The 22,684-nt window shown below is 51.6% G+C and carries 24 protein-coding genes; 13 read left to right on the plus strand and 11 right to left on the minus strand.

Annotation, left to right across the window (positions count from 1 at the left end; all coding sequences use genetic code 11):
• Nucleotides 1-788, plus strand: a 788-nt coding sequence (locus ACQY8X_RS16605; protein ID WP_428036258.1) for a cysteine protease StiP domain-containing protein, incomplete at its 5' end; no start/stop codon positions are given.
• A gap of 19 nt (nt 789-807) precedes the next feature.
• On the opposite strand, the gene ACQY8X_RS16610 is transcribed toward ACQY8X_RS16605, so the two are convergent.
• A complete protein-coding gene (locus ACQY8X_RS16610; RefSeq protein WP_428036259.1) occupies nt 808-1,278 on the minus strand; it encodes a TerB family tellurite resistance protein in 471 nt (156 codons plus the stop codon).
• A gap of 170 nt (nt 1,279-1,448) precedes the next feature.
• Here ACQY8X_RS16610 and ACQY8X_RS16615 point away from each other — a divergent pair, with 170 nt between their 5' ends.
• The 3 genes from ACQY8X_RS16615 to ACQY8X_RS16625 are packed head-to-tail and all read left to right on the plus strand — an operon-like array spanning nt 1,449 to nt 4,705.
• Entirely contained in the window at nt 1,449-1,928 is a 480-nt protein-coding gene (locus tag ACQY8X_RS16615) for a MarR family transcriptional regulator (protein ID WP_428036260.1), read from the plus strand.
• 51 nt (nt 1,929-1,979) lie between these two features.
• Nucleotides 1,980-3,191, plus strand: a complete 1,212-nt coding sequence (locus tag ACQY8X_RS16620; RefSeq protein WP_428036261.1) for an efflux RND transporter periplasmic adaptor subunit — start codon at nt 1,980-1,982, stop codon at nt 3,189-3,191.
• Complete coding sequence (locus tag ACQY8X_RS16625) at nt 3,188-4,705, plus strand: DHA2 family efflux MFS transporter permease subunit (protein ID WP_428036262.1); 1,518 nt, start codon at nt 3,188-3,190, stop codon at nt 4,703-4,705. Before ACQY8X_RS16620 ends, ACQY8X_RS16625 begins: the two co-directional genes overlap by 4 nt.
• Nucleotides 4,706-4,737: 32 nt before the next feature.
• On the opposite strand, the gene ACQY8X_RS16630 is transcribed toward ACQY8X_RS16625, so the two are convergent.
• The 6 genes from ACQY8X_RS16630 to ACQY8X_RS16655 all read right to left on the minus strand — a co-directional run bounded on the left by ACQY8X_RS16630 (nt 4,738) and on the right by ACQY8X_RS16655 (nt 11,660).
• The gene (locus ACQY8X_RS16630) at nt 4,738-5,700 is read right to left on the minus strand and encodes an isopenicillin N synthase family dioxygenase (protein WP_428036263.1); all 963 of its coding nucleotides are present in this window, start codon (nt 5,698-5,700) and stop codon (nt 4,738-4,740) included.
• Between the two features lie 95 nt (nt 5,701-5,795).
• Nucleotides 5,796-6,887 (minus strand): BMP family ABC transporter substrate-binding protein, encoded by a 1,092-nt coding sequence (locus ACQY8X_RS16635; RefSeq protein WP_428036264.1) that lies wholly within the window; start codon nt 6,885-6,887, stop codon nt 5,796-5,798.
• A 250-nt stretch (nt 6,888-7,137) separates the two neighbouring features.
• The gene (locus ACQY8X_RS16640) at nt 7,138-8,064 is read right to left on the minus strand and encodes an ABC transporter permease (protein ID WP_428036265.1); all 927 of its coding nucleotides are present in this window, start codon (nt 8,062-8,064) and stop codon (nt 7,138-7,140) included.
• Between the two features lie 4 nt (nt 8,065-8,068).
• Nucleotides 8,069-9,178, minus strand: coding sequence for an ABC transporter permease (locus ACQY8X_RS16645; RefSeq protein ID WP_428036266.1), 1,110 nt, complete (start codon nt 9,176-9,178; stop codon nt 8,069-8,071).
• Nucleotides 9,175-10,722 carry an ABC transporter ATP-binding protein gene (locus ACQY8X_RS16650; RefSeq protein ID WP_428036267.1) on the minus strand — a complete coding sequence of 516 codons (1,548 nt, stop codon included), beginning with the start codon at nt 10,720-10,722 and terminating at the stop codon, nt 9,175-9,177. The genes ACQY8X_RS16645 and ACQY8X_RS16650 overlap by 4 nt, the downstream gene beginning before the upstream one ends.
• 281 nt (nt 10,723-11,003) lie before the next feature.
• A complete protein-coding gene (locus tag ACQY8X_RS16655; protein WP_428036268.1) occupies nt 11,004-11,660 on the minus strand; it encodes a TetR/AcrR family transcriptional regulator in 657 nt (218 codons plus the stop codon).
• Nucleotides 11,661-11,880: 220 nt separating this feature from the next.
• Between ACQY8X_RS16655 and rfbD the strand changes: the two genes are divergently transcribed.
• Nucleotides 11,881-12,813, plus strand: coding sequence for a dTDP-4-dehydrorhamnose reductase (gene rfbD / locus ACQY8X_RS16660; RefSeq protein ID WP_428036269.1), 933 nt, complete (start codon nt 11,881-11,883; stop codon nt 12,811-12,813).
• Nucleotides 12,814-12,819: 6 nt separating this feature from the next.
• Here the strand turns inward: rfbD and ACQY8X_RS16665 are convergent, their stop codons facing one another.
• Entirely contained in the window at nt 12,820-13,191 is a 372-nt protein-coding gene (locus tag ACQY8X_RS16665; protein ID WP_428036270.1) for a SirB2 family protein, read from the minus strand.
• 90 nt (nt 13,192-13,281) lie between these two features.
• Between ACQY8X_RS16665 and moaA the strand changes: the two genes are divergently transcribed.
• The 4 genes from moaA to ACQY8X_RS16685 all read left to right on the plus strand — a co-directional run bounded on the left by moaA (nt 13,282) and on the right by ACQY8X_RS16685 (nt 16,803).
• The gene (gene moaA / locus ACQY8X_RS16670) at nt 13,282-14,295 is read left to right on the plus strand and encodes a GTP 3',8-cyclase MoaA (protein WP_428036271.1); all 1,014 of its coding nucleotides are present in this window, start codon (nt 13,282-13,284) and stop codon (nt 14,293-14,295) included.
• Between the two features lie 101 nt (nt 14,296-14,396).
• The gene (locus ACQY8X_RS16675) at nt 14,397-15,521 is read left to right on the plus strand and encodes a 1-acyl-sn-glycerol-3-phosphate acyltransferase (protein WP_428036272.1); all 1,125 of its coding nucleotides are present in this window, start codon (nt 14,397-14,399) and stop codon (nt 15,519-15,521) included.
• The gene (gene moaC, locus ACQY8X_RS16680) at nt 15,518-15,997 is read left to right on the plus strand and encodes a cyclic pyranopterin monophosphate synthase MoaC (RefSeq protein ID WP_428036273.1); all 480 of its coding nucleotides are present in this window, start codon (nt 15,518-15,520) and stop codon (nt 15,995-15,997) included. Before ACQY8X_RS16675 ends, moaC begins: the two co-directional genes overlap by 4 nt.
• A complete protein-coding gene (locus ACQY8X_RS16685; RefSeq protein WP_428036274.1) occupies nt 15,994-16,803 on the plus strand; it encodes a lysophospholipid acyltransferase family protein in 810 nt (269 codons plus the stop codon). Before moaC ends, ACQY8X_RS16685 begins: the two co-directional genes overlap by 4 nt.
• A gap of 57 nt (nt 16,804-16,860) precedes the next feature.
• Here ACQY8X_RS16685 and fabB read toward each other — a convergent pair whose 3' ends face one another.
• Entirely contained in the window at nt 16,861-18,078 is a 1,218-nt protein-coding gene (gene fabB, locus ACQY8X_RS16690) for a beta-ketoacyl-ACP synthase I (protein ID WP_428036275.1), read from the minus strand.
• Between the two features lie 80 nt (nt 18,079-18,158).
• Complete coding sequence (fabA, locus tag ACQY8X_RS16695; RefSeq protein ID WP_091361787.1) at nt 18,159-18,674, minus strand: bifunctional 3-hydroxydecanoyl-ACP dehydratase/trans-2-decenoyl-ACP isomerase; 516 nt, start codon at nt 18,672-18,674, stop codon at nt 18,159-18,161.
• 136 nt (nt 18,675-18,810) lie between these two features.
• Here fabA and ACQY8X_RS16700 point away from each other — a divergent pair, with 136 nt between their 5' ends.
• Nucleotides 18,811-19,443, plus strand: coding sequence for a thiopurine S-methyltransferase (locus tag ACQY8X_RS16700; protein WP_428036276.1), 633 nt, complete (start codon nt 18,811-18,813; stop codon nt 19,441-19,443).
• 375 nt (nt 19,444-19,818) lie between these two features.
• Here ACQY8X_RS16700 and ispB read toward each other — a convergent pair whose 3' ends face one another.
• A complete protein-coding gene (gene ispB / locus ACQY8X_RS16705; protein WP_428036277.1) occupies nt 19,819-20,787 on the minus strand; it encodes an octaprenyl diphosphate synthase in 969 nt (322 codons plus the stop codon).
• Between the two features lie 232 nt (nt 20,788-21,019).
• On the opposite strand from ispB, the gene rplU reads away from it, so the two are divergent.
• The 3 genes from rplU to cgtA form a co-directional block, all read left to right on the plus strand.
• Nucleotides 21,020-21,331 carry a 50S ribosomal protein L21 gene (gene rplU / locus ACQY8X_RS16710; RefSeq protein WP_428036278.1) on the plus strand — a complete coding sequence of 104 codons (312 nt, stop codon included), beginning with the start codon at nt 21,020-21,022 and terminating at the stop codon, nt 21,329-21,331.
• A 25-nt stretch (nt 21,332-21,356) separates the two neighbouring features.
• The gene (gene rpmA / locus ACQY8X_RS16715; RefSeq protein ID WP_428036279.1) at nt 21,357-21,614 is read left to right on the plus strand and encodes a 50S ribosomal protein L27; all 258 of its coding nucleotides are present in this window, start codon (nt 21,357-21,359) and stop codon (nt 21,612-21,614) included.
• Nucleotides 21,615-21,777: 163 nt separating this feature from the next.
• On the plus strand, nt 21,778-22,684 hold a 907-nt coding region (cgtA, locus tag ACQY8X_RS16720), incomplete at its 3' end, for an Obg family GTPase CgtA (protein WP_428036280.1).

Consider the following 22,684-nt stretch of genomic DNA (forward strand, 5'->3'; position numbering starts at 1 on the left):
GGGCGGGAACGCCTATCGGTGTTCTGTTAACCCGGGCCCTGAAGGCTTATTACACTGATGATGTGAAGCATTATTCAGTATCTATCGTTCGTGATAGGGGGATTGATTGCGCAGCATTGCAACATATCGCGGAATCCGGTCGCCCTGCAGAATCCATTATTTTTGTTGATGGATGGACAGCCAAAGGCGTCATCAACAGGGAGCTTAAGAAAGCTATCGCTAACTGGAATAAACGTAGTTGTTATCATATTGGCGATGAACTGTGTGTCATCTCAGATTTGAGTGGTCATGCTGAATATATTGCTACGACAGATGACTATGCAATTCCGAGTGGCGTGCTTAACAGTACCGTGTCAGGCTTACTTTCCCGTACCTTGCTTCTGGATGATATCGCTGGATTTCACCAATGCGTTTTATATAAGCACCTGGCGCCGCACGACCTTAGCAATTGGTTTGTGGACACATTGACGGAGCGCTTTCAGCGGGTGGCTATTGCTGAAGACAAGGTTACTGATGAGTGGCGTAGTGAACGTACAAATCAGGTGTCTGCTTTCATCGCGTCTACGCTGTCCACATACGGCATTGATGATATCAATAAGATCAAGCCGGGGGTCGCGGAAGCCACCCGGGTGATGTTGCGCCGGGTACCGCGATTGCTTGTTCTGAAACAGGCAGACAGTAGTGATGTTAAACACCTGAAAATCTTAGCGTATGAAAAAAATATTCCAATAGAGGAGGTTCCGGATATGCCATTTTCGGCAATGGCGATTATCCAGAATGTCAGATAGTAAGGTGTTGAGTGACCTGCTACGTAGGCATAACGTTACTGGCTTCAGTGACTTTTAGCTTGGTGGTAATAAATTCAGTGTGTGAGACGTAGATCAGATCGGCAATACGGCGAATCACATGCTCTTCGTAATAGTGCAGTTCACCATCGGCATAGGCAACTTGCCAGAGATTTTGGATCAGGGCTATCTTCTCTTCTGGGGTGCACAAATCGTTGATTTGAGAGGTGAAACGAAAGTAATCGGTTGCTTCATACTGGGCTTTCTCTGCCTGTTTCAGAAGTTGCTCAGCAGTGCTCTGATCAAGCGAAAAGCTGGATTTTAGTAATGCCAGCAGTGTCTGTTTTTCTTCCGGTTTGCGCTCATAGTCCGACAGTAATACTTCCACCATCAAGGCGGCAGAAGCCAGAGAAATCAATGCTTTTGGGTCGCTGTGAGTGCTGCTTTCTGGCGGTAAAAAGGTGTCCAGAAAGGATTTCAGTTTCGTCATCATGTTAAATACTCCATTACACCGGGTAGACAAGTGATCTTCTGACTTAGTTCATTGTGTTGGTCTGGCCGGTCGAGTGGTCTCATCTTTTGACAAATATTAGCTGCCATGGCAGTATTTGTCATCACAATGTCTGCCTAGGCAGCTATATTGTCTTTCTGAGAGAGTAAGCGATGATCCACTACACCGAAGACAGCGTACCTACCCGCCTGAGTATTGCCCATCTGATTTTTTTGCTGAATCAGCATAAAGACCGGTTGTTGGAAAAATACCTGAAGCCTTTCAATATCACCGGCGCTCAGTTTCGGGTGATGCGGCTGATCATGGTGGAACAGGTGGATACCCCCTCTGAGTTGACCCGTTTGCTTTCAATTGATAGTGGCGCGATGACCCGCATGCTTGACCGGCTTGAGCAGCGTAACTTACTGCTCAGAGAGCGCTGTCCCAATGACCGGCGCCAGGTACGGCTGAAACCCACGCAAGAGGGGATAGAGCTGAGTCAGGAGGTGCATGGTCTGGCCGCTGATCTGCTGAATGAGCTGACGGGTGAGCTGAGCAGCGATGAGCTGAGTGAGTTACATCGCATCATCCAAAAAATTCTGGCACCTACCGGGTTGATGGATGAGTGGAATAAGCAGGCGGGGCGAGAATAACGCGCTTTGAAAAGATAGCGTCTGAGTAAAGAACAGGGTGAAACAAAAGAGATGAGTGAAGCGATAGAGCAGGCAGAAAAACAGCCAGAATCTGCCAAAAAGAGCCGTCGGGTGCTATTAAGCAGCTTGCTTATGGTGGTCCTTGTGGCTGGCGCGGGTGTGTTTGGTTATGAGTATCTCTATGGTCGTTTTTATGAGGATACGGAAGACGCCTATGTGGATGGTGACCGGGTACAGATCGGCTCACAGATAAGCGGCACAGTGGTGCGGATTAATGTTGATGATGGTGACTATGTTGAGCAGGGCCAGGTGCTGGTTGAGCTGGATCCCAGTGATAAGAGCATCGCGCTGGAACAGGCCAAAGCCGATCTGGCAACTGCGGTGCGCCAGGTGCGCGGTCTGTTTGCCAGTGTGGATAACTATCGTGCGCAGGTAGAAACCCGCAAACTTCAGTTACAACAGGCGCGGAGTGATTTTAACCGACGCCGCAAACTGGGCTCCGCGGGTGCTTTGTCAGAGGAGGCGATGTCTCACTCCCGTGATGCACTTGGTGAAGCGGAGAATGCCCTGACCAGTGCTCAGCAACAGTTAAACAGCACCCTGGCTCTGGTAGAGGGTACGACCATTGCAACTCATCCCTCTGTTCAGACAGCGGCCGCCGCATTACACCAGGCGTATATCAATCATGCCCGCACCCATCTGGTGGCACCGGTGAGTGGTTATGTGGCGATGCGTAATGTCCAGCCGGGTTCCCGGGTTGAGCCAGGCCAGCCGTTGATGGCGGTGGTTCCACTGGATCAGTTATGGATCAGCGCTAACTTCAAAGAGACCCAGATGCGTAAGATGCAGATAGGTCAGTCTGTTGATGTGGTTGCTGATCTGTATGGCGATGAAGTTCACTATCAGGGACGGATCGAGAGCCTGGGGGTGGGTACCGGGGGGGCTTTCTCGCTGTTGCCAGCACAGAACGCCAGTGGTAACTGGATCAAGATTGTTCAGCGGGTGCCGGTGAGAATTGGTTTAAAGCGTGATGAGTTACAACAGCATCCACTGCGTATTGGTATGTCGACTCAGGTGCAGGTTGACCTGCGTCAGCAGGATGGTGATGTGCTGGCGAGTATCCCGCATCTGCAGGCTCGTTACACTACTGATGTATATGAGCACCGGATTAAAGAGGCCGATATGCTGGCCGCCCAACTGATTCGTGATAACAGTTCAGATAGTTCTGTCAACGGTAACGCCGAGGTCAGCAAGACTCCATGAACAGCGTCGCCTTTATGCCGTCAAACCGGGTGCTTTGTACTATCGGTTTGGCGCTGGCAACCTTTATGCAGGTGCTAGACACCACCATTGCGAACGTTGCCCTGACATCGATTACCGGTAACCTCGGGGCCAGCAGCGAGCAAGGCACCTGGGTGATTACTTCGTTTGCAGTATGTAATGCGATCGCACTGCCGCTGACAGGATGGATGGCGCGCCGTATCGGTGAGGTTCGCCTATTCATGGGGTCAGTATTTTTGTTTATCTTTACCTCGTTTCTCTGTGGTATTGCGACGTCACTGCCTGAACTGGTGTTCTTTCGTGCGCTGCAAGGGTTTGTTGCTGGCCCGCTCTATCCCATCGCCCAGACCCTGCTGATCTCGATCTATCCGCCAGCCCGTCGGGGCATGGCGCTGGCTCTGCTGGCGATGGTCGCCGTGGTGGCGCCAATACTGGGGCCGATCTCAGGCGGCTGGCTGACCGATAACTACTCCTGGCCCTGGATCTTTTTTATCAACCTGCCGATTGGGCTATTTGCCATGCTGGTTGTCTGGTCGCAGTTGGGTAAACGTCCGGAAGAAACCAGAAAGGTTCCTATCGACTATGTTGGGCTGGCACTTCTGGTACTGGGCGTGGGGATGCTGCAGGTGGTGCTGGATAAAGGTAACGACCTGGACTGGTTTGCATCAGACTTTGTGCTCTATGGTACAGTGGTTGCGGTGGTATCTCTGATCGCGATGGTGATCTGGGAGCTGACCGAAGAACACCCGGTGATCAACCTGCGGTTGTTCAGGTACCGCAATTTTACCTTCGGCACCATTGCGTTGGTGCTTGGTTACTCTGCTTTTTTTGGTCTGAATCTGTTATTGCCGGTATGGTTGCAAACCCAGCTGGGTTATACCGCCGTCTGGGCCGGACTTGCCGCTGCACCGATCGGTATTGTGCCGGTGATACTATCGCCTATCGTCGGTCGTTTTGGCCACCGGGTCGATATGCGTCTGCTGACCAGCATTGCGTTTCTGGCGATGGGACTGTCAAGCTTCGCCCGTGCCGAATTTACGATTGATATCGATTACTATCATATCGCGATGATTCAACTGGGCATGGGGTTGGGGGTGGCGCTGTTCTTTATGCCGGCGACAACCATTTTGCTGTCCAGCCTGTCGCATAAAGAGATTGCTGATGGCTCGGGACTGGCGACCTTTTTGCGAGTGCTGGGGGGAAGTTTTGCCTCGTCGCTCACTACCTGGTGGTGGCATCGCCAGGCAGCGGTTGAGCATGCCCGTTTAACAGAGAATATCACTGCATACAGCCCGCAAACACAACACTATCTGGATCTGCTGGGCGGCGCCTCGTTGCAAAACTTTGCGCGTATCGAAAAGCTGATTGAGGGGCAGGCTTATATGATATCGACCGTGGACTATTTTGCCCTGCTGGGCTGGATCTTTCTCGCTCTGATGGCGGCGGTCTGGTTCGCTAAGCCACCCTTTACCTCAGGTGGCGCAAAAAACCGTTAGAGCAGGGGCGGGCGATAAAAGAGGAGACCGCATTAAGCGGTCTCTTCGGCCCGGTAGGCGTAGGTGTTGTTGAAGCAGTAGATCATCCAGTTTCCGGCAGAGATCGGTTCATATTTTGGCGTTTCGTCCGCAGCGCAGCAGTTTTCTAAACAGCTGACATCGGTATCAAAATCCGGTTCGACAAAGAACGGCATTGAGTAGCGTTCCCGTCCGCTGGGGCTGAAAACCCGGTGAGCGGTTGATTTATACCGGTCATTGCTCCAGCGGGCCATCATGTTGCCGATGTTGATAACAAAGGCATCTTCGATGGGGGGCGCATCAATCCACTCACCGCTGGTGTCCTGCACCTGCAAGCCGCCAGTTTCATCCTGCCAGAGAATGGTGATACAGCCATAATCGGTATGGGCACCCGCCCCAATATGTTTTTCACCATCCGCTAAGGGCACGGCCGGGTAGTGGATAAAGCGCAGTACACTCAGCGGGTGCTCAAACTTGTTGGCAAAAAAATCCCGGTCGATGCCTAAGGCCATTGCCAGGGCGCTGAGCACCGTTTTACCCAGTTCCAGCATATCCCAGTAGTGACGCTCCATCTGTTGCTGAAAGTCAGCAGGCTGTTGCGGGTACTGGTTGGGACCATAAAGGGGCCGGTCAGGTCCAATCAGTGGATGGTTGGTGGGCAGATTGAGGCCCATATCAAAGGTCTCTTTGATATCTTCGGGGCGTTCCGGGTCCAGCTGTTCTGCTTTCATCCTGCCATAGCCCCGATGGTTGGCCGACAGGGTGATATCAATTTTAAGTTTTTCCGCTTCCGGGAGGGCAAAAAAAGCCTCTGACAGTGCGCGCATCTCCTGAATACGTGCGCTGCTGATAGGGTGTCCCTGAATATAGAAAAAACCACTTTCCCGGCAGGCGCTGTCAATCGCCTGGGCGACTTGCAGTTTTGCGGCTTCATCATCGGAATATAAGCTGGCGATATTGATCAGAGGAATATTCATAAGGGTTTGTAAACAACGGTTGGTGAGTCTAGCCTCCCGCTATCGGCGATAGCGGGAGGTGTTGTTGGTGTCGCTATTTAACAATTAGCTGAGTCTTACTTAGGGATCTCAGAGTCGATGCCCTCAACGTACCAGTTCATTTTTTCCAGATCGTCGTAGTTCAGGCGCTCGCCTTCAGCAACAACCAGCTCGCCTGCCTGATTTTTGATCGGTCCGGCAAACGGATACACGCTGCCATCTTTGATACCCGCAATCAGCTCTTGCGCATGGGCAACAACCTCTGCGGGGATGCTTTCATTGAAGCCGGGGATAACAATTGACCCCTCCTTCATCCCTTCGACATTGGCTTTGGCTTCCCAGGTGCCATCCATAACCGCTTTGACTGTTTTGATATAGTGGGGGCCCCACTCATCAACAACGGATAACAGATGGGCATGTGGACCAAATGAGGACATGTCGGATGCCTGACCTACGGCATAGGCACCACGGCGCTCTGCTGCCTGCATTGCGGCAGGGCTGTCAGTGTGCTGCAGGATAACGTCAACCCCCTGGTCCATCATGGCGTTAGCCGCATCGGCTTCTTTACCCGGATCGAACCAGCTGTTTACCCAGATCACCTTCAGTTCAGCGTCCGGGTTGTATTTGTTCAGCGCCAGCTGTACCGCATTGATATCACGGATAACCTCAGGAATAGGGAAGGAGGCGATATAACCGATCTTATTGCTCTTGGTCACCTGAGAGGCGACATAACCGGCAACATAGCGACCTTCAAAGGTGGTGGAGATATAGGTACCCAGGTTTTTCGCCAGTTTGTAACCGGTGGCATGTTCAAAGACAACATCAGGGAACTGCTTGGCAACCTTCAGGGTGGGGTTCATAAAGCCGAATGAGGTGGTGAAAATCAGCTTGTGGCCGGTTTTTGCCAGATTGTAAATCACCCGCTGGGCGTCAGCACCTTCGGCAACGTTTTCCACATAGGTGGTTTGAACTTTATCACCATACTCTGCTTCAACGGATTTACGTCCCTGATCGTGCTGATATGACCAGCCATGGTCACCGATAGGGCCAACATAGACAAAGCCAATTTTGAGCGGATCCGCGGCCTGAACTGAAAAGGTGGAGAGTGCTGACATGCACACACCGGCAGCAAGACCGGTAACCAGTTTGTTAAATTGACGACGTTTCATGCGTCCATCTCCTGTTGAGTCATTGTTTTGACTGGCTAAGAAAGTTGACCTGATGGTCAGTTGCTACTGTTTAAGCAAAAATCTGACCAATCAGTCATATTTTTGCTGCTTCTTTGTCATTCACTCAATCTGCAGAATCGGGCCTGTCTGGATTGCCTTTGAATGGCCAGATCTGCTTTATTCTGGTGCATTGGCTCTGTGATTGCTTTAATTCAGGTCACAAAAACAGAGCGCTGTTAAATTCAGCTGGTCAGCTTCTGGCATGGAACGGATTTCCCAGCGACATCGGAGCTACCAGGCGGCTGCGGGTCTGATTACTGGAAAGAATCACCAGTACCACTACGGTTGCCAGATAGGGAAGTATTGCCAGCAGATTGGGCGACACCGCAAAGCCCAGCCCCTGAAATACCAGGTGTAAAATACTGGCCAGACCAAACAACCAGGCCCCCAGCAGCACCCGTTCAGCTTTCCAGCTGGCAAACACCACCAGAGCCAGCGCAATCCAGCCGCGTCCGGCAGACATATTTTCGGCCCATAGCGGGGTATAGGCCAGCGACAGATAGCCGCCTGCCAGCCCCGCCATCGCCCCGCCAAAGATAATCGCCAGATAGCGGGTTTTGAATACCGGAAGGCCGATGGCATTGGCTGCGTGAGGGTTCTCACCCACCGCTTTGAGGACCAGCCCCGGGCGGGAGTAGTTGATAAACCAGTAAACCGCACCAAACAGAATAAAGGAGAGATAGACGATCAGATCCTGGCCAAACAGCATCCGGCCGATGATCGGCAGATCAGTCAGAACAGGAATAAAGACAGGATCCAGCCCCTCAATGGGTTTGCCAACAAACTCACTGCCGATAAATGCCGACAGGCCGGTACCGAAGATGGTCAGCGCTAGTCCGGTGGCAACCTGATTAGCGCTCAGTTCCATGGTGATCAGGCCGAAAATAAGTGACATCAGAACCCCCGCCAGCATCGCCAGAATAAAGCCAAGCAGCAGGCTGCCGGACAGCAGGGTGACGATAAAGCCGACCACGGCCCCCATCAGCATCATGCCCTCCTGGCCAAGATTCAGCACGCCACTTTTTTCACACACCAGCTCTCCCAGTGCCACGATGAGCAGCGGCGTTCCCGTACGGATCATGGCATAGAGTATATTGGTAATCAGATCAATATCCATGGGGTTATCCTTGTGTCTCTGATGCTAAAGGTGGCAGCGAAGTGGTTACTTTGGCCGGGTTTGGTTTGAGTCGGATGCGGAAGGTGATCAGCACATCGCAGGCCAGCAGATAAAATAGCAACATCCCCTGAAACAGTCCGGTAAGCGCCAGCGGCAGCCCGAGACTGATCTGCGCCATCTCGCCTCCCATATACAACAGCGCCATCAGCAGACTGGCCAGCAATATACCTACGGGGTGCAGGCGACCCAGAAACGCGACAATTATAGCTGCATAGCCATAACCGGGAGAGATCTGTGGGATCAGCTGGCCAATGGGGCCGGTCACTTCGCCGACACCTGCCAAGCCTGCTAGTCCACCGCTCAGCAGCAGGGCAAAGTAGGTCAGTCGTTTCTCTTTAAAGCCCGATAGTCGTGCGGCTCCGGCGTCCATTCCCATCACTTTGATCTGAAAACCATAGAAGCTGCGGCTCATCAGAACCCAGACGGCGACGACCGCAAACAGCGCCAGCGCCATTCCAAGATGTACCCGGGTGCCATCAATCAAAACCGGTAGCAGAGCAGAATCACCAAACAGTGCCGATTCGGGAAAGTTGAATCCTTCCGGATCTTTCAGTGGCCCATGAACCGCCCAAAGCAGGATATTGAGGGCGATATAGTTCATCATAATGGTGGTGAGGATCTCATTGGTGTTACAGCGTACTTTGAGTATTGCCGCGATACCTGCCCAGAACATCCCGCCCAGGACGCCAGCGATCAGGACGATGGGAAGCACCCAGAAACCCTCGGCTTCAATAAGCTGCAGCGCAATATAGCTGCCGAACAGGCCGCCCATCAGCAGCTGTCCCTCGGCACCGATATTCCAGATCTTTGCCTTGAATACCACTGACAGGCCGATGGCACAGAGCAAGATAGGCGCGGTTTTGACGCAGAGTTCAGCAATTCCGTGGGTGTCTGAGATGGGCACGTAGAGAATTGTGATCAGCGCATCGACCGGGTCAACGCCCAGCAGCGTAAACAGTATTAAGCCGGTCAGCATCGTCAGTAACGCCGCTAATACCGGTGAAAGATAGGCCATCGCGATGGAGCGTTCACCACGGGGTTCCAGTTTAATCATAGCGTAGCACTCCCCTTATGGGTGGACAGGCTAAAGTCGCCAGCCATCATCCGCCCCAGTTCCTGTATTGATGATTCAGGTGTGGGTTTAACCGGTGACAGAGCGCCGTCACAGATTGCGCCGATGCGGTCTGAAATCAGGAACAGTTCATCGATATCTTCCGATACCACCAGAATGGCTGCCCCCTGATCACGCAGAGTAATCAGCGCTTTATGGATCGCCGTCGCTGCACCGATATCGACCCCCCAGGTCGGATGCGCTGCGATCAGAATTTTGGGGTTTTGCATGATCTCCCTGCCGATAATAAACTTTTGCAAATTACCGCCGGACAGACTGTCAGCCTGGGCATGACGGCCCGCTGCCTTGACCTTATACTGATCGATAATCTGCTCAGCGAAGGCGTGCGCTTTTTTCCAGGCAACCATGCCGTTACTCACCAGACCGGTTAAGAATCCGGTCAGCAGGGCGTTTTCGGTGAGGCTCATTTCGGGCACCGCGCCCCGGCCAAGCCGCTCTTCAGGTACAAACCCCAATCCCCACTGGCGGCGCTGATCTGGCGGCAGATTGCCTACCTGACTGTCAGCAAAACAGATAGTGTTTGCAGCCGGGCAGAGGTGTTCGCCACTCAGACTTGCCAGCAGCTCCTCCTGACCATTACCGGCGACCCCGGCAATGCCAACGATCTCACCAGCATTGACTGTCAGACTGATGTCTTTCAGGTGTACGCCGAACGGGTCAGGACTCTGCAGAGAAAGCCCATTAATGCTGAGCAGGGGAGTGGTGCCGAGTCTTTTTGGGTATGTCGTGCTCACCGGGGTATCATCGCCGACCATCAGTTTTGCCATGCTGGTGGTGTCTTCCTCGGCGGGGATACACTCGCCGGACACCCGTCCCGCTCGCAAGACGGTCGCTTTATGGCACAGGGCTTTAACTTCATTGAGTTTATGGCTGATAAACAGAATGGCACAGCCCTCGCTGGCTAGTTGTCGCAGGGTGATAAACAGCGCGTCCACCTCTTGCGGGGTTAATACAGAAGTGGGTTCATCGAGAATCAGCAGTTTGATGTTCTGTACCAGGCAACGGACGATCTCAACCCGTTGCCGCTCCCCCACAGAGAGGCTGTGGATCTCCCGGTCTGGATTGATCTCCATACCGTATTTTTCAGACACGCTGCGGATTTTTTCTGCCAGTTGCTCCAGTTCTCCGGCATCATCGCCGAGTGCCAGGGCGATGTTTTCAGTGACCGTCAGGGTTTCAAACAGAGAGAAGTGCTGAAACACCATACCAATTCCCAGTTTGCGGGCATGGGCCGGATCTTTGACTTCGATCGGCAGGCCATCCCAGAGCACCTCGCCCCTATCTGGTTTGACCAGCCCGTAGATCACCTTCATCAGTGTGCTTTTGCCTGCGCCATTTTCACCCAGCAACGCGTGAATTTCTGCAGGGGCTATATTCAGGTGGACATCATCGTTAGCCAGACATCCGGGGTATTGTTTGGTTATACCGCGCAGGGTTAGTCGTGGGGGCGGTGAATGTTGCTTCACGTTGGCTACCTCGCCGATATGAACTGAATGAAAACTATACTCAAACATGCGGATTGAGTCTTGTATATCTTACTCTTAAGCAAAAAACTGGCCATGTGGTCAGTATTTATCCCATGGGTGTCTTTATGTCTGTAATGAACAGCGCCTGTATCGATATTGTGTGGATCTGTTACAACCGCTTCAGGCCAGACGCACCAGATATGTTCACAACTGTCACGCCGCTGCACTTTAGCAAGGCATGTGAGTGAAAGGAAAGGAGGCTGGCGTGATGTCGGTCGGTATCAGCCTCTCGAAGTGATACCGCAACCCTTCAGGATAATATGCGAGAGGGTATTGATGGCCTGCTCATAATCCAGATCATCCAGGGTTTCTTTTCCCAGTGCAGAGGAAACCTGCAGGGCAAAATCTGCGTAGTGCTGAGTGCTGGACCAGAGTAGGAATATGAGATGGCTCGGGGTGATGCTGGCATCCAGTTTACCCTGTTGCTGCCACTGTTCGAACACTGCAGTGCGGGAGCGGAACCACTCCTCATAGCCTTCACTGAAATACTCTTTTAAATTGGGTCCACCACTAATAATTTCACTGGCGAAAATTCGTGATGCCAGGGGGTGGTCGCGGGAGAATTCGATTTTTTTGCGAATATACTGCATCAGGCTTTGGGCTGCATCATCTTCCGTTTTCAGATCGCTTAATGTGCTATCCCACAGGTCGATAATGTCACTCAGAACCGCGTAATAGAGTCCCAGCTTATTTTTAAAGTAGTAGTGGATATTCGCTTTTGGCAGTTCTGCCCGGGCAGCGATCTCCCGCATACTGGCGCCTTTGAATCCACAGGCGGCAAACTCCCGCTCTGCGGCCGCCAGAATCAGTTGTTCGTTGCGCTGGCGAATCCGTCCAGCAGGTTTTTCGCTCTTATGTGAGCTGATCTCTAACGCCATGAATCGGTCTCGTATTACCAAAAGTTGCGCCAGAATTATACCGCAAAAGAATCTTTCATCCGGTGATATATTCTGACTCTTTGCAACCATACCGGAAACCGGGCTCCAGGTTCTGAACTTTTTGAGAAAACTTTATCATCCCGGTCGCTTTTTTTGGTTTCGCTATGGTTTTGATATGGTATCGTTGATTTGCAAGCAAAACTGCTGGAGTTGTAACTTAATGACACAGGATTTTCTGTCCACCCCGGCGAAAATATTGATTACCGGCGTTGATGGCCAGATTGGCTATTTTTTAAATCAGGCTACGCAGAATGATCCCTTCTTTTCTGTGGTGGCCTTTACTGATAAGAAGCTAGATATCAGTAATCGTGAACAGGTGCAGAAACAGTTGGATGAGCATCTGCCGGATTATGTTATCAATACCACCGGGTTTAATGCGGTTGATCGTGCTGAAGCGATGTCTGAACGCTGTTTTTCGCTGAACCGGGATGCGGTAGAAAACCTGGCAGTAGCCTGTGGAAAGCTGTCCATTCCACTGCTGCATCTGTCGTCAGATTATGTTTTTGATGGCCACTATGAGAGTGGCTATAAAGAGGATGACCAGGCGCGTCCCTTAGGGCTGTATGGCGAGAGCAAGTGGCAGGGAGAAGAGGTGTTACGTGCCGCGTTACCACAGCATGTGATTCTTCGGGTCAGCTGGGTGTTCAGTACCATTGGCGATAACTTTATGCGTCGGGCGCTGCTGCAGGCGCGGCAAGAGGAGGAGATCTTTGCTGCCGATGATCGCCGGGGCTGTCCCACCTCTGCCAGCGATATTGCCCGGGTGATCGTCGCGATTCTGAAGCAACTGCATAATGGTGCGGAAAACTGGGGCACCTATCATTACTGCTGTGCCGAAATCACTACCCGCTATGGTTTCACCGAAGCGGTGCTGGCCGCGGCTGGGCAGTATGAAAAGCTTAAAGTGGAGAAGCTGATTCCCATTAGCTCCTCCGAACTGGGCAGTGATGCTGAACGTCCGGCCTCTTCCGTATTGGTCTGCACTAAATTACTGAATCACTTTGGTATCCGTCAGCTGCCCTGGCGAAGTCAGTTAGTGGCAATGATTCGTGAGCAGTACCTGAATGAAGAGATCAATGATATTACCGCTTAACTGATCTCAGGGTAGCGGAGTGTGGTGCAGCGCTACCCAGACAATATAGGCTGCACAGGTTAGTGCCAGCACAAATGCGAGTGTACGAACCCTCTTGGTTTTTCCCCGTTTCAGGGCGATAGTGCCCAGCACAATATAGGCAATCAGTGCGATGAGCTTGGCTGTCAGCCAACTATGGGTAAATGGATACTGGTTGACGCTAATGGTAAGCGCGATGGCGCTTAACAGCAAAAGAGTGTCGATAATATGTGGTGCAATTTTCACCCAGCGGCGTTTTAGTTTTTCTGCTGTGGTGAGCATCCAGTAACCCCGCAGGGTGAAAAAAAGTATGCTTAGAGCAGCAAAGGTGATGTGGGTGTGTTTAAGTATCATGTACATTGTTTGAAACTCGCCTAACAATTAGTTGAATAGCTGACTAAAATAATCAGGTATATTTTTACCTAAACACGCAAGAGATACTAGCCAGGTATGCAGATAAATCAGAGTAGCAGTGCGACCACTCAACTGGTTGATAGGTTTGGCCGTCAGGTAGAGTATATCCGTCTGTCGGTTACTGACCGGTGTGATTTCCGCTGTGTATACTGCATGGCTGAAGAGATGCAGTTTCTGCCGCGCAGTGAAGTCTTATCACTGGAAGAACTGTATTTTGTGGCCCGGGCATTTGTCGAGCTGGGGGTGAATAAGATCCGTCTGACCGGCGGTGAACCGCTGGTGAGACGGGGTATTCTGACGCTGGTGGAGCAGCTGGGGCAGCTACCGGCTGAGTTGCTGATAACCACTAATGGCTCGCAGTTAGCCGCAATGGCAGCTGACCTCAAACGGCTGGGCGTGGACCGTCTCAATATCAGTCTGGACAGCTTGCAAGCGGATAAGTTTAAGCGCTTAACCCGCACCGGACGGCTTGAGCAGGTGTTGGCGGGGATTGATGCGGCAATAGCGGCTGGCTTCAAACGGATCAAGCTGAATGCGGTGGTGTTAAAAGGCCGCAATGATGATGAAGTGCTTGATCTGATTGCGTTTGCCCGCAGCAAAGGGTTGGATATCACCTTTATTGAAGAGATGCCGCTGGGGGCGATTACTGAGCATGATCGTGCGGAGGTGTATTGTTCCAGTGATGAGTTGTTAGAGATGATCTCCGCAGAGTATGTCCTGACCGACAGTGGTGAGAAAACCGGTGGGCCGTCGCACTATTATCGCATGGCGGATAGTGACAGCCGGATAGGCTTTATCTCGCCCCACAGTCATAACTTCTGTAGTGAGTGTAACCGGGTGCGGATGACGGTGGAGGGACGCCTGTTACTCTGTCTGGGTAATGAACACTCAATGGATCTGCGTCGGGTGATCCGGGAGTACCCCAACGATATTGAGGTGCTGAAACAGCATCTGATCCAGGCAATGGAGCTGAAACCTGAGCAGCATCACTTTGATCTGGATGATGAAACCCCGCAGATTGTCCGCTTTATGAACATGACCGGAGGCTAAACTGAGCGGATTAATCTAAAGAATTGGTAATGTGCGCTGAAATTATTCCTATCTCCCTGTAAAATACCCGCCTTATTATTCGCAGTGCCTCAGGAGGCAGAATGGCAGCCAGCTCAATCAATGATCCATTTCAGAATATCCGCCCCTATTATGACAGTGAGGTGAGTGATGTCCTGAACCGGCTGATCCATGACGATGAACTCATCTCGGTGCTGACCCGCTATCAGTTTCCCCAGATGGCATCGCTGTTTGGCTGGCTGCTAAAGCCCGCCGTGCGTATCTTTCTGGCGCAGAAAACCGGTGAAATCGAAAGTATTCAGGACTTTCAGTTGCTGATTGCGGGTTATATGACCAAGATGATCGGCCGTACCACTACCCGTCTTTCCTGTAGTGGTATTGAAAACCTTGAACAGGATGAGGCCTATCTGTTTGTCTCCAATCATCGTGATATAGCGATGGATCCGGCGTTTGTTAACTGGGCGTTGTATCAGAACGGTTTTGACACCCTGCGCATCGCGATTGGCGATAACCTGCTGCGCAAACCTTACGTATCTGATCTGATGCGCCTGAATAAAAGCTTTATTGTCAATCGCTCGGCAAAAGGGCGCGAAGTGCTGACCGCGCTGGGGCAGCTATCGGCCTATATTGACCACTCGCTGGTGCATGATGAGGCCAGTGTCTGGATCGCCCAGCGGGAAGGCCGGGCAAAAGATGGTAACGATTTTACCGATCCGGCAATTCTGAAAATGTTTTATATGGCGCATCGCAAAGAGCGTAGTTTTGCTGAGTTTCTTGAGCGGGTGAAGATTGTTCCGGTGTCCATCTCTTATGAGTATGACCCCTGTGACCGGGCCAAAGCGCAGGAACTCGATGCCAAGCAACAGGGGGTTAAGTATGAGAAAGCCCAGTTTGAAGATATTGACAGCATCGTTACCGGGATTACCGGCAACAAAGGTCATGTCTATGTAGCGTTTGGCGATGTTATCACCGGAATGAATACCCCTGAAGAACTGGCTGCCGAAATCGACCGGCAGATCATCGATAATTATTATCTGCACCCTTCTAACATGTTAGCAGCGGGTATTGATGTTGAGGGGATTGATGCGGAACAGAAGGCTCTGTTTGCCGCTCGAACCGAGGGGTTGTCTGACTCTGCTGCGAATATCCTGCGGCAGATGTATGCTAATCCGGTTTTGAATAAAAACAAGCCGCAGGAGGCCGCATGAGCCGTTTGACCCATCTGGATGATAATGGTCATGCGAATATGGTGGATGTGTCTGAAAAGGCAATCACCACCCGCGAGGCAACTGCTCAGGCTGTGGTGATGATGCGGCCTGAAACACTGCATATGATTACCGCCGGGGAGCATAAAAAGGGTGATGTCCTGGCAGTGGCGCGCATTGCCGGGATTCAGGCGGCTAAGCGTTGCTCTGATCTGATCCCTCTGTGTCATCCGCTGATGCTGACCAAAGTCTCTGTCGAACTGACGCCTCAACCGGAATCTGCATCAGTGCTGATTCTGGCGAGTTGTAAACTGGCAGGCCAGACCGGCGTAGAGATGGAGGCGCTGACCGCCGCATCGGTTGCCGCCCTGACTATCTACGATATGTGCAAAGCGGTGGATAAAGGGATCGTTATCTCCGAAATCAAACTGCTGGAAAAGATAGGTGGTAAAAGTGGCCACTGGCAGGTGAATCCTTGAAACCTGTTGCAAACATTGATGAACGTGCCCAAAAGGAAGATCAGGCGATGACGCGAAAACCCTCTCTGTTTTTATATCTGCGGGCAACGCTCTTTTATATTGGTTTTTATCCGGTCACCCTGGTGTTTGCTGCTTTCTGTCTGCTGGTGGGCTGGGCGCTGCCATTTCGCCTGCGCTTTAAGCTCTTCACGCTGATGAACTACTTTACCATGCTATGGCTCTATCTTACCTGTGGCATCCGATACCGGGTTGAGGGGCGGGAAAATCTGCCTTCAGGGAGTGAAGGGGCCTATGTGGTGGTCGCTAATCACTCCAGTGAGTGGGAGACGTTTTTTCTGCAGACCCTGATTCGACCACAAAGCGCGGTGCTGAAACAAGAACTGTTAAAAATTCCATTTTTTGGTTGGGCGTTGGGGATGCTCAAACCGATTGCGCTGGATCGTAGTAAGCGTCGGGGGGCGTTAAAGCAGCTGCTGACTCAGGGTAAAGAGCGTCTTGAAGAGGGGATTAACGTCGTTATCTTTCCTCAGGGAACCCGGGTCGAAACCGGTAAACTGGGTAAGTTTAATAAAGGTGGTGCGATGCTGGCGGCCAGTGCTCAGGTGCCGGTGGTGCCGTTAGCGCATAATGCCGGGCTTTACTGGCCGGGTAAAAGTTATGTCAAATATCCGGGAACGATTACTGTTCGGGTGGGTGCTCCGGTGCCGGTGGCTGATCGTTCCGTTGATGAGGTTCACAGTGATTCAATTGGCTGGCTGGAAGCGCAGATGCGTGATCTGAAGGTAGTCGATGAAGACGCTGTTTAAATGGCAGAGATAATAAAAAACCCGCCGGAAGGCGGGTTTTTTTATGCATATCAGTGGTCAGCCAGTATATTTCTGGAATACCAGGGTTGAGTTGGTACCGCCGAAACCGAAGCTGTTAGACATTACCCGCTGCAGGTCAACATTGTCTCTGCGTTCAGTCACAACCGGCAGGCCTTCTGCTGCAGGATCCAGTTCCTCAATATTAGCCGATGCGCAGATGAAGTTATTTTCCATCATCAGCAGGCTGTAGATCGCTTCCTGTACGCCGGTAGCACCCAGTGAGTGACCGGTCAGGGACTTGGTAGAACTGACCGGCGGCATCTGTTCACCAAAGGTCTCTTTCATCGCCTTCAGCTCCTGGATGTCACCCGCAGGTGTCGACGTGCCGTGGGAGTTGATATAGTCGATGCTGCCATCAACGGTGCTCATCGCCAGCTTCATGCAGCGCACAGCGCCTTCACCGGATGGGGCTACCATGTCATAGCCGTCAGAGGTGGCACCATAACCGACCAGTTCGCCGTAGATTTTAGCGCCACGGGCTTTAGCGTGTTCCAGCTCTTCCAGCACCAGCATGCCGCCACCGCCAGCGATAACAAAACCATCGCGGTTGGCATCATAGGCGCGGGAGGCTTTTTCCGGCGTGTCGTTGTACTTGCTGGACAGGGCTCCCATCGCATCAAACATTACGCTGAGTGACCAGTGCAGTTCTTCACCGCCGCCTGCGAAAACGATATCCTGCTTATTCAGCTGAATCTGTTCCATCGCATTGCCGATACAGTGCGCGCTGGTGGCGCAGGCCGAGGTGATGGAGTAGTTAACACCTTTGATTTTAAACGGTGTTGCCAGACAGGCGGACACGGTAGAACCCATAGTCCGGGTTACCCGGTATGGGCCGACGCGACGGACACCTTTAGTGCGCAGGATATCAGCGGTTTCTACGATGTCGGCAGAGGATGCGCCGCCGGAACCTGCGACCAGGCCTGTGCGGACGTTAGACACCTGATCTTCGCTCAGGTTGGCGTCTTTGATCGCCTGTTCCATAGACAGATACGCATATGCTGCGGCATCACCCATGAAACGCACCAGTTTACGGTCGATCAGATCGGTGTAGTCCAGATCAATACTGCCAGCTACATGGCTGCGAAACCCTAGTTCTTTGTACTCTTCCTGAAACTTAATGCCGGAACGGCCCTCTTTCAGTGAGTCCAGGACGGCTTCTTTATCAGTACCCAGGCAAGATACGATACCCATTCCGGTAACAACGACACGTCTCATAGGATGCCTCTTTTATTCAGTAAAAACATTGTAATTATAGATCGACAGCTGCGCTAAAGCCTGCACTCAGGCTTATAAGATTAGAAGCTATCGGTAGATACGAACAGGCCAACACGCAGATCTTTTGCCGTGTAGATCTCCCGGCCGTCGACAGAAACAGAGCCGTCGGCGATGCCCATCACCAGTTTACGCTCGATAACCCGTGACAGATCGATCCGGTAGGTGACTTTTTTTGCAGTTGGCAGAATCTGCCCGGTAAACTTCACTTCACCACACCCCAGCGCACGTCCGCGTCCTTTATTGCCACGCCAGCCCAGGAAGAAGCCAACGATTTGCCACATAGCATCCAGGCCTAAGCAGCCAGGCATAACCGGGTCGGTTGGGAAGTGGCAGTCGAAGAACCAGAGGTCAGGATGGATATCCAGCTCCGCTTCGATATAGCCTTTGCCATATTTGCCACCTTCACCGGTGATCATTGTGACGCGGTCCATCATCAGCATGTTACCGACAGGCAGTCGTGCGTTGCCTTCGCCGAACATTTCGCCGTGACCACACTGAAGAAGTTCTTCTCGATTGAATGAGGAAGGTTTTGTCATCTGAGCTGTATATCCACTTTTTTTTAAGTCAAAATATCGGGGGATTATACCGGGTTAGTGGTCTGGGATCACGACCTGTATCACCAAAAACTAAAAATAGAGCGGTTAAGGTCGTTTTTCAGGGGTATCAACGAAGATGCACAGTGAGTTTTGGCATGAGCGCTGGCGTAGTGGCCGGATCGGCTTTCATCAATCGCAGGTTAATCCCTTGCTTCAGCGTCATTGGTCTCAGTTACGAGGTTTGGGTGAGGGGCGGGTGCTGGTACCGCTGTGTGGTAAAACGCTGGATATGCTCTGGTTGCGGGAGCAAGGGCATGAGGTCACCGGTGTTGAGCTGAATCCACTGGCATGTCAGGCGTTCTGGACTGAGCAATCGATAGCGGTCGAAGTGCAGCATCAGGGAGACTTTGCTGTGCGGCATAAAGATGGACTACGGCTGCTCTGTGGGGATTTCTTTGCACTACCCGCTGAAGAGTTTGAGTCGATTGCCTGGGTCTATGATCGCGCCGCACTGATCGCCTTTCCTGAACCGATGCGTAAGCGCTATGCCCGGACACTGATCGAAAAGCTTCCCGCAGGCGTTGGCATGTTGTTGATAACCCTCGAGTTCGATGCTGTTGAAGGCCCGCCCTTTTCGGTAACAGAAGATGAAGTCCGGTCGCTTTATAGCGAACGGTTTGAGATTGAAGAACTATCGGCGGAGCGGGGTGCCGGTCGGGGAGGGCGTGCGGAGGTGGAGAGGGTTTATATCTTGAGGGATAGGAGATAGTGGCTGGATCGTCACAAAAAACGTGACTAGCTAGACGCTTCGCTTGCTAGAAAAATCAAACTTAAAGCAGCTATCAGGCTGCTTTGAGTTATAAGAGCAAATCAGCTGTGCACACTTACTATGCACGTTATCATTAGAGCCTGTTAAGAAGGTTTTTTCTAACAACTATCCAGTCACGTTTTTTGTGACGTTCTAGCTAGATAGACGCTTCGCTTGCTAGAAAAATCAAACTCAAAGTAGCTATCAGGCTGCTTTGAGTTATAAGAGCAAATCAGCCGTGCCCACTTACTATGCACGTTATCATTAGAGCTTGTTAAGAAGGTTTTTTCTAACAACTAGCAAGTCACGTTTTTTGTGACGATCTAGCCACTGCTCTTAACTGCTCCGCTTAACTGCGAGATCCGCCAGTTGGATCATGGTCTGTTTGAATGAGCTGTCCGGCAGGGCGTCCAGTGCTTTAATCGCTTTGTCCGCCTCTCCGTAAGCGACGTTGCGAGCGTAATCGATTGAGCCGGTAGCATGGACGATCTCCATGATCGGTTGCAGGTCGTCGAGGCCGCCTTTGCGGATCGCCTGACGGATCAGTTTGCGCTGTTCATCGCTGCCTTCACGCATGGCGTGGATCAGTGGCAGGGTCGCTTTGCCTTCAGCCAGGTCGTCGCCGACATTTTTGCCCATCTCTTCGGCGCTGCTGAGGTAATCCATGACATCGTCGATAATCTGAAAAGCGATGCCGATATGGCGGCCATAAAGACGCAGTGCTTCCTGCTGGGCTTCATTCGCTCCTGCCAGAATCGCACCGGTCTCGGTGGCGGCTTCAAACAGCATGGCTGTTTTGCCCAGAATTACCTGCATATAAGATGCTTCAGTGGTGTCCGGGTTGCGGGCGTTGAGCAGCTGTAATACTTCGCCTTCAGCAATGATGGTGGTGGCGTTGGAGATCACCGCCATGATTTCCATCTTGTTGATCTCAACCATAATCTGGAATGAGCGGGAGTAGAGAAAGTCGCCGACCAGAACGCTGGGCGCGTTGCCCCATTTGGCGTTGGCAGTATCGTTACCACGGCGCAGCTCAGAGTTATCAACAACGTCATCGTGCAGCAGGGTGGCGGTGTGGATAAACTCAATGACCGCTGCAAGGTGGATATGTTGCTCCCCCTGATAGCCCGCCGCATTGGCGGCCAGTAGCACCAGTAGAGGTCTGATCCGCTTGCCACCACTTTCGACAATGTAATGTCCGATCTTCTCAACCAGAGGTACACCGGAGTGTAAGTTGTTGATAATGTAATCGTTTACCGCTTCGAATTGCGGCTCAATAACTGGGTTTAACTGATGTGGCAGCATGGGAACTGTGACTAAGCTCTGAAATTTGTATTGCCGCATGCTAGGGGGTGCGTATCCGGGTGTCAAGAATGTAAGGTTATTATCTATATTTTTGCTTGAGTCGCTTCTTATGTTTCTATATAATCTCGCGCCCTGACCCATCCAAATTCGCTCCCTATTATATGGTCGATCATTTCCATTAGACGTAGGCGTGTTATTTAGTAGCAGGACGGGTTTTAAACTGGAGATTAAAATGTACGCAGTAATTGTGAGCGGCGGTAAGCAATACCGAGTTCAGGAAGGCTATACGCTGAAACTGGAAAAACTGGCTGCAGAAGCTGGTTCTAATGTTGAATTTGATCGTGTTCTGTTGGTTGCTAATGGTGATGATGTTAAAATCGGCGCACCAGTAGTTGAAGGTGCTAAGGTTACAGCTGAGGTTGTAAGCCATGGTCGCGCTAAGAAAGTTCATATCATGAAGTTCAAACGTCGTAAGCACCACATGAAGCAGATGGGTCACCGTCAGCACTTCACTGAAGTAAAAATCACTGGCATTAGTGCCTAAGACTGTTTTGATAGGAGAGTGACAAATGGCTCATAAGAAGGCGGCAGGTAGTACCCGTAACGGTCGTGATTCCGAGTCGAAACGCTTAGGTGTTAAGCGTTTCGGTGGTCAGGTAGTAACTGCAGGTAACATTCTGATTCGTCAGCGCGGTACTAAGTTTCACGCTGGCGTAAACGTAGGTATGGGTAAAGACCATACTCTGTTTGCGACTGCAGACGGCGTTGTTAAGTTTGTTGTTAAAGGCCCGCAAAAGCGTAAATACATTACTGTAGAAACCGCTTAATCCGGCTTTTATGCTATAAAAAAGCTCCGCGGTTGCGGGGCTTTTTTTGTTTTTAATGGCTGATTAAGCTAGTTGTTGAAAACGTCTGTATGACGGGCATTATCAACAGCCAGTTTGTTGGCGGTAAGCATGCACAGTTTGCCAGTGTAGCTGGAGGCGTAGAATGAAGTTTGTAGATGAAGCGACGATTACTGTAGAAGCCGGTAAGGGGGGGAATGGTACCCTTAGTTTCCGACGCGAGAAGTATGTTGCTCGTGGGGGCCCTGATGGTGGTGATGGTGGTGATGGTGGCTCAGTGTTTGTTGAGGCGGATGAGTCGCTCAATACTCTGATCGATTACCGTTTTCAGCCTCGCTACAGGGCTGAGAACGGTAAGGGCGGACAGAGCCGTAACTGTACTGGCGCAAAAGGTGAAGATCTGATCATGAAAGTGCCGGTGGGTACGACTGTGGTTGATATCGATACGGATGAGGTTCTGGCGGATCTGACGACGGTTGGTCAGATTGAAAAGATTGCCCAGGGTGGCTTTCATGGCCTGGGAAATACCCGGTTTAAGAGTAGTGTGAATCGTGCGCCCCGGCAGACTACCAATGGTAGTCTGGGTGAAACCCGTAACGTGAAGCTTGAGCTGAAGGTGCTGGCGGACGTTGGTTTGCTGGGTTTGCCGAATGCGGGTAAGTCTACATTTATTCGCTCGGTATCATCGGCGACACCTAAAGTGGCGGATTATCCGTTTACCACCCTGGTACCAAATCTGGGGGTGGTCAGCACAGAGAAGCATAAAAGCTTTGTTATTGCGGATATTCCCGGAATTATTGAGGGTGCTGCTGAGGGAGCGGGCTTAGGTATTCGTTTCCTTAAGCATCTCGCGCGAAACCGCATCCTGTTGCATCTTGTTGATATGGCTCCCTGGGATGATCAGACACCTGCCGAGTCAGCCCAGGTGATTGTTCGTGAGCTTGAGAAATTTAGTCCGACGCTTGCGGCGCAGCCGCGCTGGCTGGTGCTGAATAAGCTTGATATGGTGCCGGAAGAGGAGCAGGAGGAGCGTTGTCAGGCGGTCATTGATG

Origin of the sequence: Amphritea sp. (assembly GCF_050300915.1) — a bacterium.
GTDB lineage: Bacteria > Pseudomonadota > Gammaproteobacteria > Pseudomonadales > Balneatricaceae > Amphritea.

What these genes read in the sequence shown, in the direction of transcription:
- ACQY8X_RS16675 (WP_428036272.1), top strand. Translation starts at nt 14,397, where the DNA reads ATGGCAGCCAGCTCAATCAATGATCCATTTCAGAATATCCGCCCCTAT.
- ispB (WP_428036277.1), bottom strand. Translation starts at nt 20,787, where the DNA reads ATGCTGCCACATCAGTTAAACCCAGTTATTGAGCCGCAATTCGAAGCG.
- ACQY8X_RS16645 (WP_428036266.1), bottom strand. Translation starts at nt 9,178, where the DNA reads ATGATTAAACTGGAACCCCGTGGTGAACGCTCCATCGCGATGGCCTAT.
- rpmA (WP_428036279.1), top strand. Translation starts at nt 21,357, where the DNA reads ATGGCTCATAAGAAGGCGGCAGGTAGTACCCGTAACGGTCGTGATTCC.
- ACQY8X_RS16640 (WP_428036265.1), bottom strand. Translation starts at nt 8,064, where the DNA reads ATGGATATTGATCTGATTACCAATATACTCTATGCCATGATCCGTACG.
- rplU (WP_428036278.1), top strand. Translation starts at nt 21,020, where the DNA reads ATGTACGCAGTAATTGTGAGCGGCGGTAAGCAATACCGAGTTCAGGAA.
- fabA (WP_091361787.1), bottom strand. Translation starts at nt 18,674, where the DNA reads ATGACAAAACCTTCCTCATTCAATCGAGAAGAACTTCTTCAGTGTGGT.
- ACQY8X_RS16665 (WP_428036270.1), bottom strand. Translation starts at nt 13,191, where the DNA reads ATGTACATGATACTTAAACACACCCACATCACCTTTGCTGCTCTAAGC.
- rfbD (WP_428036269.1), top strand. Translation starts at nt 11,881, where the DNA reads ATGACACAGGATTTTCTGTCCACCCCGGCGAAAATATTGATTACCGGC.
- ACQY8X_RS16655 (WP_428036268.1), bottom strand. Translation starts at nt 11,660, where the DNA reads ATGGCGTTAGAGATCAGCTCACATAAGAGCGAAAAACCTGCTGGACGG.
- ACQY8X_RS16625 (WP_428036262.1), top strand. Translation starts at nt 3,188, where the DNA reads ATGAACAGCGTCGCCTTTATGCCGTCAAACCGGGTGCTTTGTACTATC.
- ACQY8X_RS16620 (WP_428036261.1), top strand. Translation starts at nt 1,980, where the DNA reads ATGAGTGAAGCGATAGAGCAGGCAGAAAAACAGCCAGAATCTGCCAAA.
- moaC (WP_428036273.1), top strand. Translation starts at nt 15,518, where the DNA reads ATGAGCCGTTTGACCCATCTGGATGATAATGGTCATGCGAATATGGTG.
- ACQY8X_RS16700 (WP_428036276.1), top strand. Translation starts at nt 18,811, where the DNA reads ATGCACAGTGAGTTTTGGCATGAGCGCTGGCGTAGTGGCCGGATCGGC.
- ACQY8X_RS16610 (WP_428036259.1), bottom strand. Translation starts at nt 1,278, where the DNA reads ATGATGACGAAACTGAAATCCTTTCTGGACACCTTTTTACCGCCAGAA.
- ACQY8X_RS16635 (WP_428036264.1), bottom strand. Translation starts at nt 6,887, where the DNA reads ATGAAACGTCGTCAATTTAACAAACTGGTTACCGGTCTTGCTGCCGGT.
- fabB (WP_428036275.1), bottom strand. Translation starts at nt 18,078, where the DNA reads ATGAGACGTGTCGTTGTTACCGGAATGGGTATCGTATCTTGCCTGGGT.
- ACQY8X_RS16615 (WP_428036260.1), top strand. Translation starts at nt 1,449, where the DNA reads ATGATCCACTACACCGAAGACAGCGTACCTACCCGCCTGAGTATTGCC.
- ACQY8X_RS16630 (WP_428036263.1), bottom strand. Translation starts at nt 5,700, where the DNA reads ATGAATATTCCTCTGATCAATATCGCCAGCTTATATTCCGATGATGAA.
- moaA (WP_428036271.1), top strand. Translation starts at nt 13,282, where the DNA reads ATGCAGATAAATCAGAGTAGCAGTGCGACCACTCAACTGGTTGATAGG.